Origin of the sequence: Streptomyces sp. Ru62, from assembly GCF_002920615.1 — a bacterium.
In the GTDB taxonomy this organism is placed as follows: domain Bacteria; phylum Actinomycetota; class Actinomycetes; order Streptomycetales; family Streptomycetaceae; genus Streptomyces.
Genome location: NZ_PQSU01000013.1, coordinates 231589 through 247598, shown reverse-complemented (window position 1 = coordinate 247598; position 16010 = coordinate 231589). Strand labels below are relative to the sequence as shown.

15 protein-coding genes are annotated in these 16010 nt (G+C 71.2%); 6 read left to right on the top strand and 9 right to left on the bottom strand.

The features are described 5' to 3' along the window. Positions 1 to 41: 41 nt before the first annotated feature. Positions 42 to 2639 carry an FHA domain-containing protein gene (locus tag C3492_RS19845; RefSeq protein ID WP_181140456.1) on the bottom strand — a complete coding sequence of 866 codons (2598 nt, stop codon included), beginning with the start codon at positions 2637 to 2639 and terminating at the stop codon, positions 42 to 44. 957 nt (positions 2640 to 3596) lie between these two features. Between C3492_RS19845 and serB the strand changes: the two genes are divergently transcribed. Further along, positions 3597 to 4823 carry a phosphoserine phosphatase SerB gene (serB, locus tag C3492_RS19840; RefSeq protein WP_103813073.1) on the top strand — a complete coding sequence of 409 codons (1227 nt, stop codon included), beginning with the start codon at positions 3597 to 3599 and terminating at the stop codon, positions 4821 to 4823. Positions 4824 to 4964: 141 nt separating this feature from the next. On the opposite strand, the gene C3492_RS19835 is transcribed toward serB, so the two are convergent. The 4 genes from C3492_RS19835 to C3492_RS19825 all read right to left on the bottom strand — a co-directional run bounded on the left by C3492_RS19835 (position 4965) and on the right by C3492_RS19825 (position 7521). Beyond that, positions 4965 to 5483 carry a histidine phosphatase family protein gene (locus C3492_RS19835; RefSeq protein WP_103813072.1) on the bottom strand — a complete coding sequence of 173 codons (519 nt, stop codon included), beginning with the start codon at positions 5481 to 5483 and terminating at the stop codon, positions 4965 to 4967. Positions 5484 to 5561: 78 nt separating this feature from the next. Continuing rightward, entirely contained in the window at positions 5562 to 5768 is a 207-nt protein-coding gene (locus tag C3492_RS19830) for a hypothetical protein (RefSeq protein WP_103813071.1), read from the bottom strand. Positions 5769 to 6076: 308 nt separating this feature from the next. Continuing rightward, positions 6077 to 6196: an SGM_5486 family transporter-associated protein gene (locus C3492_RS45865; RefSeq protein ID WP_106971956.1), complete on the bottom strand. Its 120-nt coding sequence runs from the start codon at positions 6194 to 6196 to the stop codon at positions 6077 to 6079. Positions 6197 to 6252: 56 nt separating this feature from the next. Next, complete coding sequence (locus tag C3492_RS19825; RefSeq protein ID WP_103813099.1) at positions 6253 to 7521, bottom strand: CynX/NimT family MFS transporter; 1269 nt, start codon at positions 7519 to 7521, stop codon at positions 6253 to 6255. Positions 7522 to 7654: 133 nt separating this feature from the next. Between C3492_RS19825 and C3492_RS19820 the strand changes: the two genes are divergently transcribed. Next, on the top strand, positions 7655 to 8347 hold the full coding sequence (locus C3492_RS19820; protein WP_103813070.1) for a FadR/GntR family transcriptional regulator: 693 nt from the start codon (positions 7655 to 7657) through the stop codon (positions 8345 to 8347). Here C3492_RS19820 and C3492_RS19815 read toward each other — a convergent pair. The 3 genes from C3492_RS19815 to fabG form a co-directional block, all read right to left on the bottom strand. After that, positions 8325 to 8675: a hypothetical protein gene (locus C3492_RS19815; protein ID WP_103813069.1), complete on the bottom strand. Its 351-nt coding sequence runs from the start codon at positions 8673 to 8675 to the stop codon at positions 8325 to 8327. The genes C3492_RS19820 and C3492_RS19815 overlap by 23 nt on opposite strands. Positions 8676 to 8852: 177 nt before the next feature. Then, the gene (gene fabI, locus C3492_RS19810; RefSeq protein ID WP_030642662.1) at positions 8853 to 9620 is read right to left on the bottom strand and encodes an enoyl-ACP reductase FabI; all 768 of its coding nucleotides are present in this window, start codon (positions 9618 to 9620) and stop codon (positions 8853 to 8855) included. 5 nt (positions 9621 to 9625) lie between these two features. Next, a complete protein-coding gene (fabG, locus tag C3492_RS19805) occupies positions 9626 to 10345 on the bottom strand; it encodes a 3-oxoacyl-[acyl-carrier-protein] reductase (RefSeq protein ID WP_103813068.1) in 720 nt (239 codons plus the stop codon). Between the two features lie 239 nt (positions 10346 to 10584). Here fabG and C3492_RS19800 point away from each other — a divergent pair, with 239 nt between their 5' ends. The 3 genes from C3492_RS19800 to tyrS all read left to right on the top strand — a co-directional run bounded on the left by C3492_RS19800 (position 10585) and on the right by tyrS (position 14834). Further along, positions 10585 to 12108, top strand: a complete 1524-nt coding sequence (locus tag C3492_RS19800; protein WP_103813067.1) for a TldD/PmbA family protein — start codon at positions 10585 to 10587, stop codon at positions 12106 to 12108. Beyond that, the gene (locus C3492_RS19795) at positions 12105 to 13499 is read left to right on the top strand and encodes a TldD/PmbA family protein (protein WP_103813066.1); all 1395 of its coding nucleotides are present in this window, start codon (positions 12105 to 12107) and stop codon (positions 13497 to 13499) included. The genes C3492_RS19800 and C3492_RS19795 overlap by 4 nt, the downstream gene beginning before the upstream one ends. Before the next feature lie 66 nt (positions 13500 to 13565). Next, positions 13566 to 14834 carry a tyrosine--tRNA ligase gene (tyrS, locus tag C3492_RS19790; RefSeq protein WP_103813065.1) on the top strand — a complete coding sequence of 423 codons (1269 nt, stop codon included), beginning with the start codon at positions 13566 to 13568 and terminating at the stop codon, positions 14832 to 14834. Positions 14835 to 14930: 96 nt separating this feature from the next. Here the strand turns inward: tyrS and C3492_RS19785 are convergent, their stop codons facing one another. Beyond that, entirely contained in the window at positions 14931 to 15212 is a 282-nt protein-coding gene (locus C3492_RS19785) for a GlsB/YeaQ/YmgE family stress response membrane protein (protein ID WP_103813064.1), read from the bottom strand. A 244-nt stretch (positions 15213 to 15456) separates the two neighbouring features. On the opposite strand from C3492_RS19785, the gene C3492_RS19780 reads away from it, so the two are divergent. Further along, positions 15457 to 15876 carry a DUF3099 domain-containing protein gene (locus C3492_RS19780; protein ID WP_181140454.1) on the top strand — a complete coding sequence of 140 codons (420 nt, stop codon included), beginning with the start codon at positions 15457 to 15459 and terminating at the stop codon, positions 15874 to 15876. Positions 15877 to 16010 lie beyond the last annotated feature (134 nt).

Genomic DNA, 16010 nt, shown 5'->3' with positions numbered 1-16010 from the left:
CCGCCCTTCGGCGTACGAGCGGGTACCGCTCGGGCGCGCGGTTACTTGCGCATGACCTCCGGCTCGTGGCGGCGCAGGAAACGGGCCACGAAGAAGCCGCAGAGCACGCCGAGCGCGATCAGCGCGATCATGTCCATGCTCCAGGCGCCGACCGTGTGGTTCCACAGCGGGTCGTTGTCGCCGGCGGTCTCCGGCGGGCTGATCCGGTTGAAGTCCAGCGTGGCGCCGGCCGCGGCGACCGCCCAGCGGGACGGCATCAGGTACGAGAACTCGTTCACACCGACCGTGCCGTGCAGGGCGAACAGGCAGCCGGTGAAGACGACCTGGATGATCGCGAACATGACCAGCAGCGGCATGGTCTTCTCGGCCGTCTTCACCAGCGAGGAGATGATCAGGCCGAACATCATCGCGGCGAAGCCCAGGCCCATGATCGGCAGGGACAGCTCCAGCAGCGTGGCGTGCCCGAGGATGAGGCCCCGGTCCGGGATCTCGCGCCTGCCGAAGCCGATGACACCCACCAGCAGCCCCTGGAACCCGGTGATCACGCCCAGCACGAACACCTTCGACATCAGGTACGCCGACCGGGACAGGCCGGTGGCGCGTTCCCGCTCGTAGATCACCCGTTCCTTGATCAGCTCGCGGACGGAGTTGGCGGCTCCGGCGAAGCAGGCGCCGACCGCCAGGATCAGCAGCACGGTGGTGGCGGTGCCGTTGGGCACGATCTGGCCGGTCTGCGGGTTGGGGCCGTTGGGCAGCAGACCGCGGTCCGGGTGGATCAGCAGGCTGACCGAGCCGATGACGGCCGGCAGGAGCACCATCAGGGCCAGGAAGCCGCGGTCGGAGGCGATGACCGACACGTAGCGGCGCACCAGGGTGACGAACTGGGACAGCCAGCTCTGCGGCTTGGGTGGCCTGATCGCCCGCATCGGCGGCATCTGGACCGCCTGCGGGGCGACCGAGTCGACGTCCGCGGCGTACATCTGGTAGTGCTGCGAGCCCTTCCAGCGGCCCGCCCAGTCGTAGTCGCGGTAGTTCTCGAAGGCGGAGAAGACGTCGGCCCAGCTGTCGTAGCCGAAGAAGTTCAGCGCCTCCCCCGGCGGGCCGAAGTAGGCGACCGCGCCGCCCGGCGCCATCACCAGCAGCTTGTCGCACAGCGCCAGCTCGGCCACCGAGTGGGTGACGACGAGCACCGTACGGCCGTCGTCGGCGAGGCCGCGCAGCAGCTGCATGACATCGCGGTCCATACCCGGGTCGAGACCGGAGGTCGGCTCGTCCAGGAAGATCAGCGACGGCTTGGTCAGCAGCTCAAGGGCCACCGACACGCGCTTGCGCTGGCCGCCGGAGAGGGAGGTGACCTTCTTGTCCTTGTGGATGTCGAGCTTCAGCTCGCGCAGCACCTCGTCGATGCGGGCGTCGCGCTCCTGCGCCGTGGTGTCGGCGGGGAAGCGCAGCTTGGCCGCGTACTTCAGCGCCTTCTTGACGGTCAGCTCCTTGTGCAGGATGTCGTCCTGCGGGACCAGACCGATGCGCTGGCGCAGCTCGGCGAACTGCTTGTACAGGTTCCGGTTGTCGTACAGCACCTCGCCCTGGTTGGCGGGCCGGTAGCCGGTGAGCGCCTTGAGGAGGGTCGACTTGCCGGAACCGGACGGGCCGATCACCGCGATCAGCGACTTCTCGGGCACGCCGAAGGAGACGTCCTTGAGGATCTGCTTGCCGCCGTCGACCGTGACGGTCAGATGGCGGGCCGAGAAGGAGACCTCACCGGTGTCGACGAACTCTTCGAGGCGGTCGCCGACGATACGGAAGGTGGAGTGGCCGACGCCGACGATGTCGGTCGGGCCGAGCAGCTGCGAGCCGCCCTTCGGGATCGGCTGGCCGTTGACGAAGGTGCCGTTGTGCGAACCGAGGTCGCGGATCTCGAAGCGGCCGTCGGGCGTGGCGTGGAACTCGGCGTGGTTCCGGGAGACCTGGAGGTCGGAGACGACCAGGTCGTTCTCCAGGGCACGGCCGATGCGCATCACGCGGCCGAGCGAGAACTCGTGGAACGTGGTCGGGCTGCGGTCGCCGTAGACCGGCGGCGCCCCCGCGCCACCACCGGGCGTCTTCTGTGCGTACTGCTCGGCAGGGCCGGCCTGCTGCTGCGGGAACGCGGGCGCCTGCTGCCAGCCGGCCTGGGGCGCCTGGTGCTGCGCGGGCGCCTGGTGCGGGGACGCCTGGTGGGGTACGGCCTGCTGCGGGGCGGGCTGCTGGTGCGCGGGCGCCTGCTGCCAGCCGGGGGCGCCGGCGCCCTGGGCCGCGTACGGTGCCGCTGCCTGCGGCTGCTGGGCCGGGCCACCGACCGGTGCGGTGGTCACCGACAGGTTCAGCCGCGGACCGTCGGTCGCGTTGCCGAGGTGCAGTGACGAGCCGGGGCCGATCTCCATGTGCTGGATCCGCTGGCCCTGCGCGTACGTGCCGTTGGTGCTGCCGTGGTCCTCGATGACCCAACTGCGGCCGTTGAAGCTGACCGTGGCGTGCCGCCAGGAGACCCTGGCGTCGTCGAAGACGATGTCCCCCTGCGGATCACGTCCGAGGATGTATGCCCTGGATGGATCGAGAGTCCAGGTATGTCCGTTTGTTTCGAGTACGAGTTCCGGCACTCCATGCCCCACTGAGTTGTCCCCCGAGTTACCCCCGTCGCAGGGAGTCTAGGGATGTCGAACATCGTGGGGAACTATTTCAGGCTCGGCCCCTTGACCGAAACTCGGGCCTTGGCACGGGGTTCGGGGGCGCTGAACTCACGTGCCGGCGAGGGTGGAACCGGAGGTGATGTGCCCGCGTCGAAGCTGAAGGGAGCGGTGCGTTCGGTGGTGTCTCGTACGCCTCTACGTCCTTGCGCCCGACCGGAGTTGTGAGAACGCTGGCCGAACTTCCCGCACGCTCGGGCACGGTGGTCGGGGGCTCCGCGGTGATGCACGGTGTTCTCGGGTGGGCCGACCGCGCATCGGCGGCTCGGCCGGTCGGTCTCGGCGCTCGTCACCGTCCCGCTGGTGGGGCCAGGCATCACCTGGCACCAGGGCACCGGCCGAGCCGGGGGGCACAGCTCAGGCCAGGACACCCGCCGAGCCAGGGGTACACCTCAAGCCAGGGCACCCGCCGGGGCCCGGCGTACATGAGGAGCGCAGCGTCGACCCGGCCGAAGAGCAGACGAGGCCAAGGCGCCACCCGGCTCCAGCACGCTCGGCGCCAGGACGCCGGCCGGGTCAAAGCGCGCATGAGGCCGGAGCGCGGCCCCGGCCAGGGCGCCGACGCGGCCCGGTCTCGCACCACGCCAAGATCCAGCCCAGCCGCCCCGCGCATCACCCCAGTGCGCCGGCCCAGCCACCCCGCACACCACCCAGACGCCGCTCAAGCGGCCGCGTCGGCGTTGTCTCCGTCTGCCGTTCCGCCCCGGTCGTGGGACCCTCGTGGTGGAGCCGGGCGGTATCGGTCGAGTGGGAGAGGCGCCGTTTTCCGGTGGCAAGATCCTCGACACCGGGTCGACACCCATTGTTCCGTGTCCGTCAGGCGGACCTCGGCGGCGAGAGGCACTGGGTGCCGGATACGGTGGTGACACCATGAGCGCTTCGCAGACCTCCGCTTCGCAGACCCCCGAGGTCCCCACCCTCCTCGTCAAGATCTTCGGCAAGGACCGGCCGGGCATCACGGCCGGCCTCTTCGACACCCTCGGCGCCTATCTCGTCGACGTGGTCGACATCGAGCAGGTCGTCACCCGGGGCCGCCTGGTGCTGTGCGTGCTGGTGACCCAGCCGCCGGCCGGCCTGGAGGGTGATCTGCGGGCCACCGTGCACAGCTGGGCCGAGTCGATGAAGATGCAGGCGGAGATCATCTCGGGGCACGGCGACAACCGTCCGCGCGGCCTCGGGCGCTCCCTGGTGACCGTGCTCGGCCACCCGCTCACCGCCGAGTCGACCGCCGCGATCGCCGCCCGGATCGCGAAGGCCGGCGGCAACATCGACCGTATCTTCCGGCTCGCCAAGTACCCGGTGACGGCCGTGGAATTCGCGGTGTCGGGCGTGGAGACCGAACCGCTGCGCACCGCCCTGGCCTCCGACGCGGCGGCACTGGGTGTCGACATCGCGGTGGTCTCGGCGGGTCTGCACCGGCGCGCGCAGCGGCTGGTGGTCATGGACGTGGACTCGACCCTGATCCAGGACGAGGTCATCGAGCTGTTCGCCGCGCACGCCGGCTGTGAGGACCAGGTCGCCGAGGTGACGGCGGCGGCGATGCGCGGGGAGCTCGACTTCGAGCAGTCGCTGCACGCGCGCGTGGCGCTGCTGAAGGGGCTGGACGCGTCGGTGGTGGAGAAGGTGCGCGAGGAGGTCCGGCTGACGCCGGGCGCACGCACGCTGATCCGCACCCTGAAGCGGCTCGGCTACCAAGTGGGGGTCGTCTCCGGCGGCTTCACCCAGGTGACCGATGATCTGAAGGAGCGGCTCGGGCTGGACTTCGCGCAGGCCAACACGCTGGAGATCGTCGACGGGAAGCTGACCGGCCGGGTCACCGGTGAGATCGTGGACCGGGCCGGCAAGGCGCGGCTGCTGCGCCGCTTCGCGGCGGAAGCCGGGGTGCCGCTGTCACAGACGGTGGCGATCGGTGACGGCGCGAACGACCTGGACATGCTGAACGCTGCGGGCCTGGGCGTGGCCTTCAACGCCAAGCCCGTGGTCCGGGAGGCGGCGCACACGGCGGTGAACTTCCCCTTCCTCGACACGGTCCTCTACCTCCTCGGCGTCACCCGGGAAGAGGTCGAGGCCGCCGACATGCACGACGACGAGGGCTGAGCGAGGCCCCACCCGCGCCCGCCCGCCGGGAGAACGCGCCTGCTCGCCGGGAGACCGGGTCCGCGCCCGGCTGCCGGGAGGGGCCGGCACCCTGTGCGGTGCCGGGCCCTTCGCCGTCCGGTGTGCCGCGTCGGCGCCGGGTCACTCGGAGGGGGCCCAGTAGTCCACGAGTGTGGCCACACCGGGCTCGACACCCTTCCAGGGGCCGTCGAAGGAGAGCACGGCGAAGGCGGCGGCGGGGAATCCCCGCCGGTCCATCCGCTCACGGGCGTCGCCGTCGGCCGCGCCGGCCAGGATGTCGGCCAGACCGTGCACGCCGGGGTTGTGGCCGATCAGGATCACGTTTCGCACCTCGTCCGGGACCTCGTTGAGCACGGCGATCAGCTCGCCGGGCGAGGCCTCGTAGACCCGCTCCTCGTAGACGGTCTTCGGCCGGTGCGACAGCTCGTGGACGGCGAGCTTCCAGGTCTCCCGGGTGCGGGTCGCCGTGGAACACAGGGCCAGGTCGAAGGTGGTGCCGGTGTCGGCCAGCTTGCGTCCGGCGACGGCGGCGTCCGTGCGGCCGCGCTCGGCGAGCGGGCGCTCGTGGTCGGGGACCTGGGGCCAGTCGGCCTTCGCGTGCCGGAAGAGAACGATCCTGCGGGGTTCTGCGACGCTCATGGGTCCCAGCTTCGCATGAAACAGGCCGCCCGGCTCAGGGAGTTGACATGCGGATTCACCGCGTGAGGAGGCTTGCCCTCAGCGCGCGAGGAGCTGCTGGGCGCGCTCCAGGAGCCGCGCGATCGCCGGCTCGCCGGTCGCCGCGTGGGCGTCCGACGGGTTCAGTATCAGCGCGAGCAGGACGAGGAACGCGAGCGCGGGCAGGGCGAGCGCCCACCAGGGCAGCCTGATGTCGGCGCCGCCCGTGGTCGCCGGGTGGGGCCGGGAGTGGGTGCGGGCCGCCATGGTCGCCTCCGTGAGTCCTCAAGCTGGTCCGTGACCGCCCGGTGCGGTCACTTCTCGAAGGTACGGAAGCCGGGGCCGCCAACCCATCCGGAGTTCCACCCAGTTGACCCTGACCCTTGCCCCCTAGGGGATGGTGGGGCCAGCCCCACCATCCGCCCGGCATTCCCGGAGGACCGGGAGAGCCCGGGGAACAGGGAAGACCGGGTGAAACGGGCGGATCGGGCAGGTCCGGTGGGCCGTGCGAACCAGGCGGACCGGTGGAGCCGGCTGCGCCTCAGGCGGAGCCGGAAGCGCCTCAGGCGCTGTCGTCACGGAGACGCCAGGGTCGCCACGATGGCGATGATCACGAAGATGGCGAGGAACGAACCGAAGACGAGCAGCATCTTCTTCTGGCCGTTCTGCGGGTTCGGGTCGAGCACAGGCTGCATGCGTCCAGTCTCCCACCTCCTTCCCCGCATCACGGCCCCGGGGGCACCCGGCCGGGTCAGCGCGCCGCCTCGTCCTCCACCGTCCGGTCGCGGCCCGCCAGGAAGCCCACCACCATCTGCGGCACCATGAGGGCCGCCATGAGGGCGAGCGGCACTCCCCAGCCGCCGCTGTGCTGGTAGAGCACGCCGACCAGCAGGGGTCCGGGGATGGAGATCAGATAGCCGGTGCTCTGGGCGAACGCGGACAGCTGGGCCACGCCCGGACCGCTGTGGGCCCGCATGCCGACCATCGTCAGCGCGAGCGGGAAGGCGCAGTTGGAGACGCCGAGCAGCAGGGCCCAGGCCCAGGCGCCGGCGGCCGGGGCGAGGTACAGCCCGGCGTATCCGGCGAGGCCGCAGGCGCCCAGGACCAGCACGATGGGGCCCTGGTGGGACAGCCGGGTGGCGACCCTGGGGATGACGAAGGCGAGCGGGACGCCCATCACCATGGTGACGGCGAGCAGCACGCCCGCGGTGCCCGCGGGCACGCCGGCGTCCCGGAAGATCTGCGGCATCCAACCCATGGTGATGTAGGCGGCTGTGGCCTGGAGGCCGAAGAAGACGGCGAGCGCCCAGGCGGTGCGGCTGCGGGTGATGCGCAGGGGAGCGTGCTGCCGCTCCGCCCCGCGCGCGGGCTCCCGCCTCTGGGCGACGGTGCCTCGGTCGCGGACGAGCGGCAGCCAGGGCAGGACGGCGGCGGCGGCGAGGGCCGCCCACACGGCGAGGCCGGACTGCCAGCCGCCGCCCAGGGCGTCGGTCAGCGGGACGGTCACGGCGGCGGCGACGGAGGTGCCGAGGGCGAGGGCCATCGAGTACAGGCCGGTCATGGAGCCGACCCGGTCGGGGAACCAGCGCTTGACGATGACCGGCATCAGGACGTTGCTGACGGCGATGCCCATGAGGGCGAGCGCGCTGGCGGCCAGGAATCCGGCGGTGCTGCCGACGTACGGCCGTATGACCAGGCCGGCGGTGATGGCGACCATGCCGGCGCACACCACGGCGGCCGGTCCGAAGCGGCGGGCCAGGCGGGGTGCGGTGACGCCGAACACGGCGAAGCACAGCGGGGGCACGGAGGTGAGCAGTCCGGCCACGCCGCCGCTCATGCCGAGCCCGTCGCGGACCTCCTCCAGGAGGGCGCCGAGGCTGGTGATGGCCGGGCGGAGGTTCAGCGCGGAGAGCACGATGCCGACGACGACCAGCCGGACCGCCCACGCGCGCGTGCCGCCCGCGCCGGGCGTCGTCTCCTGCACGCGCGTCGCGGCCGTACCGCGTTCGGTCGACTTCATCGCCGTACGGGTCTCCACTGTCCGGGTTTCCTCACTAGCCATGAGACACATCATAGAATCATGGGATGATTGGTTGTCCAACCCCGCGGTACCCGTGGCCCGCGTGCCCCGGCTCCTCGTGCGAAGGTGTGCCATGCCTTTGAGCCACCCCCGCCGTTCGGCGCTGTCCGAGCAGGTCATCGCCGAACTGCGCAACCAGATCACCTCAGGCGAGTGGCCGGTCGGGTCGCGCATCCCGACGGAGCCCGAACTGGTCGAGCAGCTCGGTGTCGCCCGCAACACGGTCCGGGAGGCCGTCCGCGCGCTCGCCCACAACGGCCTGCTGGACATCCGCCAGGGCTCGGGCACGTATGTGGTGGCCACGAGCGAGCTGGCCGGGGTGATGCACCGCCGTTTCGCCGGCGCCGACCCGCGGCACATCGCCGAGCTGCGGTCCACGCTGGAGTCGGCGGCGGCGAAGCTGGCCGCCGAGCGGCGCACCGAGAAGGACCTCAAGCAGCTGGACGCGCTGCTGGCCCGGCGCGAGGAGGTCTGGGAGAGCGGCGACACGGAGGCCTTCGTGACGGCCGACGCGACCTTCCACCTGGCCGTGGTGGCCGCGTCCCACAACGACGTGATGACCGCGATGTACGCCGACCTCGGCGAGGTGCTGCGGGACTGGCTGCGCGCGGACGTCGGGGCGGGGCTGACCCCGGAGACGTACATGGACCACACGCGCCTGGTGGACGCGATCCGCGCGGGGGACGCCGAGGCGGCGGCGACGGAGGCCGCGAGCTATCCGTTCCTGTGCAACCCGGGGCGGTTCACCGCACCTTCTGGTGGCTGATCCACACCGAGCGGACTTCCTTCCAGCACCGGCCGGACAGCCGTACGGTCATCGCGGCCCCGGCGTCCACCGGGGCGCTGTCGGTGTCGATGTCCCACCAGCGGTCGCACTCGATGTGCAGCCGCACACGATCGGTGTCGACGTAGGGGTTGTGGCAGTACGTCACCACGTGGGAGCCCCGGACGGCCGTGCGGCACGAGGCGCCGAACCGGCTCGGCGCGGGCGGCTTGCCGTCGCTCACGCGCGCGTGCGGCAGCGCGTCGTACGGCAGGGACAGGACGAGGGCCAGGGCCACGGTCACCGGGGCCAGGCTGCGGGACAGGCGCACAAGGGGACCTCCTCGGCCGGGCGGCGCGGGGACGAGCGAGGGAAGGCGTAATCCAGCGTGCGCCGTCCGCGCGGCGGCGGCCCGGCCGGTGAGCCGAACGGGTGACGCTCCCGCCGAACGGGCGACGCCCCGTCCCCGCCGGAGCGGGAACGGGGCGTCGGTGCGGTCCCGCGACGATCAGGCGCCGATGGCGTGCAGACCGCCGTCGACGTGGATGATCTCGCCGGTGGTCTTCGGGAACCAGTCGCTCAGCAGGGCGACGATGCCTCGGCCGGCCGGCTCCGGGTCCTTCAGGTCCCACTCCAGCGGGGAGCGGCTGTCCCAGACGGAGGCCAGCTCGCCGAAGCCCGGGATGGACTTGGCGGCCATGGAGCCGAGCGGGCCCGCCGAGATGAGGTTGCAGCGGATGTTCTGCTTGCCCAGGTCTCGGGCGATGTAGCGGCTGGTCGCCTCCAGGGCGGCCTTGGCCGGGCCCATCCAGTCGTACTGCGGCCAGGCGAACTGCGCGTCGAAGGTCAGGCCGACGACCGAGCCGCCGTTCTGCATCAGCGGCAGGCAGGCCATCGTGAGCGACTTCAGGGAGTACGCCGAGACGTGCATGGCGGTGGCGACCGACTCGAACGGCGTGTTCAGGAAGTTGCCGCCGAGCGCGTCCTGCGGGGCGAAGCCGATGGAGTGGACGACGCCGTCGAGGCCGCCCAGCTCCTCGCCGACCACGTCGGCCAGGCGGGCGAGGTGCTCGTCGTTGGTGACGTCCAGCTCGATGACCTTGGTGGGCTTCGGCAGCTTCTTGGCGATGCGCTCGGTCAGGGTGGGCCGCGGGAACGCGGTCAGGATGATCTCGGCGCCCTGCTCCTGGGCCAGCTTGGCAGCGTGGAAGGCGATGGAGGACTCCGTCAGCACACCCGTGATCAGGATGCGCTTGCCGTCGAGGATTCCGCTCATGGTGATCAGTGACCCATTCCCAGTCCGCCGTCAACCGGGATGACGGCTCCAGTGATGTACGAGGCGTCGTCCGAGGCGAGGAACCGCACCGTCGCGGCGATCTCCTCGGGCTGCGCGTAACGGCCGAGCGGCACCTGAGAGACGATGTTCTGGCGCTGCTCGTCGGTGAGCACCTTGGTCATGTCGGTGTCGACGAAGCCGGGCGCGACGACGTTGAAGGTGATGTTGCGCGAGCCCAGCTCCCGGGCGAGGGAACGCGCGAAGCCGACCAGGGCGGCCTTGGACGCGGCGTAGTTCGCCTGGCCCGCCGAGCCGAGCAGGCCGACCACGGACGAGATCAGGACGACGCGGCCCTTCTTGGCACGCAGCATCCCGCGGTTGGCGCGCTTGACGACACGGAAGGTGCCCGTGAGGTTGGTGTCGATGACCGAGGTGAAGTCCTCCTCGGACATGCGCATCAGGAGCTGGTCCTTGGTGACGCCGGCGTTGGCGATCAGGACCTCGACCGGACCGTGCTGGTCCTCGATCTCCTTGTAGGCCTGCTCCACCTGCTCGGGGTCGGTGATGTCGCACTTGACTGCCAGGCAGCCCAATTCCGTCAGGGCGGCCGGCGGCTCACCCGAGCGGTACGTGATCGCGACCTTGTCGCCGGCGTCGGCGAATGCGCGGGCGATGGCGAGGCCGATGCCCCGGTTGCCTCCGGTGACGAGAACCGAGCGGCTCAACGGATCACCCTTTCGATAGCGGTTGCACACATCCGCCCGAACACCTGGATGACAGGCGGCTTCATCGAAAACCTATCGGTACCGGCACGCGCACGGGCAAGCGGGCACCGACAGTGGCGCGGGGGTGTCGCTGTCGGATCCCTACAGAACGCGTCGTTCCGGGACCGAAAGGTGTGGTCCGCCGGGCCGGTCCCGCGACATGATCGGAGCCGACAGGCCACGACAGCAGGGAGACCTCCGTGCCTCATTCCATCGACGAAGCCTTCACGGCGCTTCCCCTACGGGCCCTCGCCGACGCCGCGCTCGCACGCGCGCGTGCGCTGGGCGCCGAGCACGCGGACTTCCGGTTCGAGCGGGTGCGCAGCGCGTCCTGGCGACTGCGGGACGCCAAGCCCGCCGGTTCGTCGGACACCACCGACCTCGGGTACGCGGTCCGGGTGGTGCACGGCGGTACGTGGGGCTTCGCCTCCGGGGTGGATCTGACCATGGACGCCGCCGCCAGGGTCGCCTCGCAGGCGGTGGCCATGGCCAAGCTGTCCGCGCAGGTGATCAAGGCGGCCGGGTCCGAGGAGCGGGTGGAGCTGGCTGGCGAGCCGGTGCACGCCGACAAGACGTGGATCTCGTCGTACGAGATCGACCCGTTCTCGGTGCCGGACGAGGAGAAGTCCGCGCTGCTCGCGGAGTGGAGCGCGCGGCTGCTGGCCGCGCCGGGCGTCGACCATGTGGACGCCTCGCTGCTCACCGTGCACGAGAACAAGTTCTATGCCGACACCGCCGGGACCGTGACCACACAGCAGCGGGTGCGGCTGAATCCGCAGCTCACGGCCGTGTCGGTGGACGAGTCGAGCGGGGAGTTCGACTCCATGCGCACCATCGCGCCGCCGGTGGGGCGCGGCTGGGAGTACCTGACCGGCACCGGCTGGGACTGGGACGGTGAACTGGAGCGGATCCCGGAGCTGCTCGCCGAGAAGATGCGGGCGCCGAGCGTGGAGCCGGGCCTGTACGACCTCGTGGTCGACCCCTCCAACCTGTGGCTGACCATCCACGAGTCCATCGGCCACGCCACCGAGCTGGACCGCGCCCTCGGCTACGAGGCCGCCTACGCCGGCACCTCCTTCGCCACCTTCGACCAGCTGGGCAAGCTGAAGTACGGCTCCGAGCTGATGAACGTCACCGGCGACCGCACCGCCGAGCACGGCCTCGCGACCATCGGCTACGACGACGAGGGCGTGGCGGCGCAGTCCTGGGACCTGGTGAAGGACGGCACGCTGGTGGGCTACCAGCTCGACCGGCGGATCGCGCGGCTGACCGGGTTCGAGCGGTCCAACGGGTGCGCGTTCGCCGACTCGCCGGCGCATGTGCCGGTGCAGCGCATGGCCAACGTGTCCCTCCGGCCGGACCCGGCCGGGCTGTCCACCGAGGACCTGATCGGCGGTGTCGACCGGGGCATCTACGTCGTCGGCGACCGGTCCTGGTCGATCGACATGCAGCGCTACAACTTCCAGTTCACCGGCCAGCGCTTCTTCAAGATCGAGAACGGGCGGATCACCGGGCAGCTGAAGGACGTCGCCTACCAGGCCACGACCACGGAGTTCTGGGGCTCGATGGCCGCCGTGGGCGGGCCGCAGACGTACGTCCTCGGTGGTGCCTTCAACTGCGGCAAGGCCCAGCCGGGCCAGGTGGCGGCCGTGTCCCACGGGTGCCCGTCCGCCCTCTTCAAGGGCGTCAACATTCTGAACACCACGCAGGAGGCCGGTCGATGAGCGCCCGTACCCACAAGCCGCACGAGGTCGTCGAGCAGGCGCTGGGGCTGTCCCGGGCCGACGGCTGTGTCGTCATCGCCGACGAGCACTCCACCGCCAACCTGCGCTGGGCGGGCAACGCGCTCACCACCAACGGGGTGACGCGGGGCCGTACCCTCACCGTGATCGCGACCGTGGACGGCGCGCAGGGCACCGCCTCCGGTGTGGTGTCCCGGTCCGCGGTCACCGCCGAGGAGCTGGAGCCGCTGGTGCGGGCCGCGGAGGCCGCCGCGCGCGGTGCCGGGCCCGCCGAGGACGCGCAGCCGCTGGTCGGCGGGGTGCCGGAGTCCCCGGACTTCACGGACGCGCCCGCCGAGACCTCCTCCGCCGTGTTCGCCGACTTCGCGCCGGCGCTCGGCGAGGCCTTCGCACGCGCGCGTGCCGGCGGCAGGGAACTGTACGGCTTCGCCAACCACGAGCTGGTCTCGACGTACCTCGGGACGTCCACCGGGCTGCGCCTGCGGCACGACCAGCCCACCGGCACGCTGGAGCTGAACGCCAAGTCCCCGGACCGCGCGCGCTCGGCGTGGGCCGGCCGGTCCACGCGGGACTTCAAGGACGTCGACCCGGGCGCGATGGACGCCGAGCTGGCCGTGCGGCTCGGCTGGGCGGAGCGGCGCGTGGAGCTGCCCGCGGGCCGCTACGAGACGCTGCTGCCGCCGACCGCCGTGGCGGACCTGCTGATCTACCAGCTGTGGTCGGCGTCGGGCCGGGACGCGGCCGAGGGCCGGACGGTGTTCTCCAAGCCCGGTGGGGGCACGCGGGTCGGCGAGAAGCTGAGCGAGCTGCCGCTGACCCTGCGCAGCGACCCGAACGAGCCCGGTCTGGAGTGCCCGCCCTTCGTGGTCGCGCACTCCTCCGGCGGCGACCAGTCGGTGTTCGACAACGGGCTGCCGACCCACGCCACCGACTGGATCTCCGGGGGCGTGCTGAAGCACCTGACCACCACCCGGCACAGCGCGGGCCTGACCGGGCTGCCGGTCGCCCCGGTGCTCGGCAACCTGATCCTGGACGGCGGTGACGACCGTTCGCTGGAGGAGATGGTCGCGGACACCGAGCGCGGGCTGCTGCTGACCTGCCTGTGGTACATCCGCGAGGTCGACCCGGCGACGCTGCTGCTGACGGGCCTGACCCGGGACGGCGTCTACCTCGTGGAGAACGGCGAGGTGACCGGGCAGGTGAACAACTTCCGGTTCAACGAGTCGCCGGTGAACCTGCTCGGCCGGGCCACCGAGGCCGGGCGGACGGAGAAGACGCTGCCGCGCGAGTGGAGCGACTGGTTCACGCGGGCCGCGATGCCCGCGCTGCGCATCCCCGATTTCAACATGAGCTCTGTCAGTCAGGGCGTATAACCTCGTAGGCGTTCGTGGTCGGGTGTCACCCGGCCGCCCGAAGATCATCAAGGAGACACGAGAACCGTGACGGACATCGTCGACGAGCTGAAGTGGCGGGGGCTCATCGCCCTCTCCACGGACGAGGACGCACTGCGCAAGGCGTTCGCGGACGGCCCCGTCACGTTCTATTGCGGCTTCGACCCGACCGCGCCCAGCCTGCACCTCGGCAACCTCGTGCAGATCCTGACGATGCGCCGCATCCAGGAGGCGGGCAACCGTCCGCTGGCGCTGGTCGGCGGTGCCACGGGTCTCATCGGCGACCCGAAGCCCACGGCCGAGCGCACGCTGAACGCGCCGGAGGTCGTGGCCGGCTGGGTGGAGCGGCTGCGCGCACAGATCGAGCCGCTGCTCCACTTCGACGGGCCGAACGCCGCGGTGATGGTCAACAACCTGGACTGGACCCAGGGTCTGTCGGCCATCGAGTTCCTGCGGGACATCGGCAAGTACTTCCGGGTCAACAAGATGATCGCCAAGGAGGCCGTCTCCCGCCGGCTCAACTCCGACGCGGGCATCAGCTACACCGAGTTCAGCTACCAGATCCTCCAGGGCATGGACTTCCTGGAGCTGTACCGGCGACACGGCTGCACGCTGCAGACCGGCGGCAGCGACCAGTGGGGCAACCTCACCTCGGGCACGGACCTGATCCACCGGGTCGAGCCGGAGGCCGTGGTGCACGCGCTGGGCACCCCGCTGATCACCAAGGCGGACGGCACCAAGTTCGGCAAGACCGAGTCCGGCACGGTGTGGCTCGACCCCGAGATGACCACGCCGTACGCGTTCTACCAGTTCTGGGTCAACGCGGACGACCGGGACGTCTCCAAGTTCCTGCGCATCTTCAGCTTCCGGTCCCGTGAGGAGATCGAGGAGCTGGAGCGGCAGACGCAGGAGCGTCCGCAGGCCCGGGCGGCGCAGCGGGCGCTCGCCGAGGAGCTGACGACGCTGGTGCACGGCGCCGGGCAGACGGCCGCGGTGATCGCGGCCTCCCGCGCCCTGTTCGGGCAGGGCGAGCTCGCGGAGCTGGACGAGCGGACGCTGGCGGCGGCACTGTCCGAGGTGCCGCACGTCCAGGTCACCGAGCTGGCCCCGGTGACCGACCTGTTCGCCGAGGTCGGCCTGGTCGCCAGCAAGTCCGCCGCGCGGCGGACCGTGAAGGAGGGCGGGGCCTACGTGAACAACGTGAAGGTCACGGCCGAGGACGCGGTGCCGTCGGCGGAGGATCTGATTCACGGGCGGTGGCTGGTGCTGCGGCGCGGTAAGAAGAACCTGGCCGCCGTGGAGGTCACGGGCGCCTGAGGATCGTAGGGGCGTGGGGATGCCGGCGACTGCGGCCGGGTCGTGGCCGGTCGCGCAGTTCCCCGCGCCCCTTCGGGCGCGCTGCCGTTCTCGGGCTCAGGCCCGCTGCTGCTTCCGCTTGCCCAGCGTCGCCATGTAGAGGGCGTCCACGGCCGCGACGATGATGATGGCGGCCACGAGCTGGAAGATGTGCCGGCTCCAGTCGATGCCCCGGGTCGCCTCCACGCCGACCGCGCGGGCGACCGCGTTGCCCACGATGGCGCCGAGCATGCCGCAGATGGTGGTCAGCCACAAAGGGCTGTGCTGCTTGCCGGGGATGATCGCCTTGGCGATGAGACCCAGTACGAATCCCACGATGATCGCCCACAACCAGCCCATGGCTGCCTCCTCGTACGGCTCGACGTGAGCATTACAGCCAGTGTGGTTCGGTCCGCCGTACGGCGCACGTCGGGTTCCCCCGTACGCGGTGGGGCCCCCGGCGTCGTCGCAGGCCGGGGGCGACCCGGTCTCGAAGGCGGCGCGGGCGGAGCGTACCGTGGGAGGTGTCCCGGCCGGGTCCCCGCCGGAGGTGGACGAGGGTGCGGGCCGGGGAGAGTCCGATGCGGGCGGATGGTGGAATGTGATGCGGAAACAGCACGGCGGGAGCGTCCAGGTGTTCCGGATCACCGGCGCCCGGACCGGACTCGCCGAGGATGTCCGGGGCCGGCAGCGGCGGTATGTGATCTCCATGGGGATCCGTACCGTGTCGGTGATCCTCGCGGTCTCACTGTGGAACGTCGAACGGTACGTCGCGATCGTCGCGCTCGTGCTCGGCGCGGTCCTGCCCTATGTCGCGGTGGTGATCGCCAACGCGGGCCGGGAGAAGCCGCCGTCCCTGCCGTCCACGTTCGTCACCACTCCGATGCGGCCGATGATCGCACCGTCGGGGACCGAGGACGGACGGGCGGATTCCGCGTGGGAGTCCGTGCGGGAATCCGCAGCCGAGGACGTGCCGACGAATCCGGGGCCCGGAGCGCGGGGTGAGCGCGCCGACCCGGTCTGAGCACGGCGGACGCGTGGGAAACGGAATGCGACCCCGCGCCAAGCTCAAGAAAAGCTCAGATCAATCCTGTTGTTCCGGTGCCGGGCGGCGGGGTACCCGTGACATACTGCGTACGCGCTCCGCATCCCCCGTCG

Bases quoted from the DNA above. Each gene is read 5' to 3' on its own strand.
- serB (WP_103813073.1), top strand. From the start codon at position 3,597: ATGAGCGCTTCGCAGACCTCCGCTTCGCAGACCCCCGAGGTCCCCACC.
- C3492_RS19835 (WP_103813072.1), bottom strand. From the start codon at position 5,483: ATGAGCGTCGCAGAACCCCGCAGGATCGTTCTCTTCCGGCACGCGAAG.
- C3492_RS19830 (WP_103813071.1), bottom strand. From the start codon at position 5,768: ATGGCGGCCCGCACCCACTCCCGGCCCCACCCGGCGACCACGGGCGGC.
- C3492_RS45865 (WP_106971956.1), bottom strand. From the start codon at position 6,196: ATGCAGCCTGTGCTCGACCCGAACCCGCAGAACGGCCAGAAGAAGATG.
- C3492_RS19825 (WP_103813099.1), bottom strand. From the start codon at position 7,521: ATGAAGTCGACCGAACGCGGTACGGCCGCGACGCGCGTGCAGGAGACG.
- C3492_RS19820 (WP_103813070.1), top strand. From the start codon at position 7,655: ATGCCTTTGAGCCACCCCCGCCGTTCGGCGCTGTCCGAGCAGGTCATC.
- fabI (WP_030642662.1), bottom strand. From the start codon at position 9,620: ATGAGCGGAATCCTCGACGGCAAGCGCATCCTGATCACGGGTGTGCTG.
- C3492_RS19795 (WP_103813066.1), top strand. From the start codon at position 12,105: ATGAGCGCCCGTACCCACAAGCCGCACGAGGTCGTCGAGCAGGCGCTG.
- C3492_RS19785 (WP_103813064.1), bottom strand. From the start codon at position 15,212: ATGGGCTGGTTGTGGGCGATCATCGTGGGATTCGTACTGGGTCTCATC.
- C3492_RS19780 (WP_181140454.1), top strand. From the start codon at position 15,457: ATGCGGAAACAGCACGGCGGGAGCGTCCAGGTGTTCCGGATCACCGGC.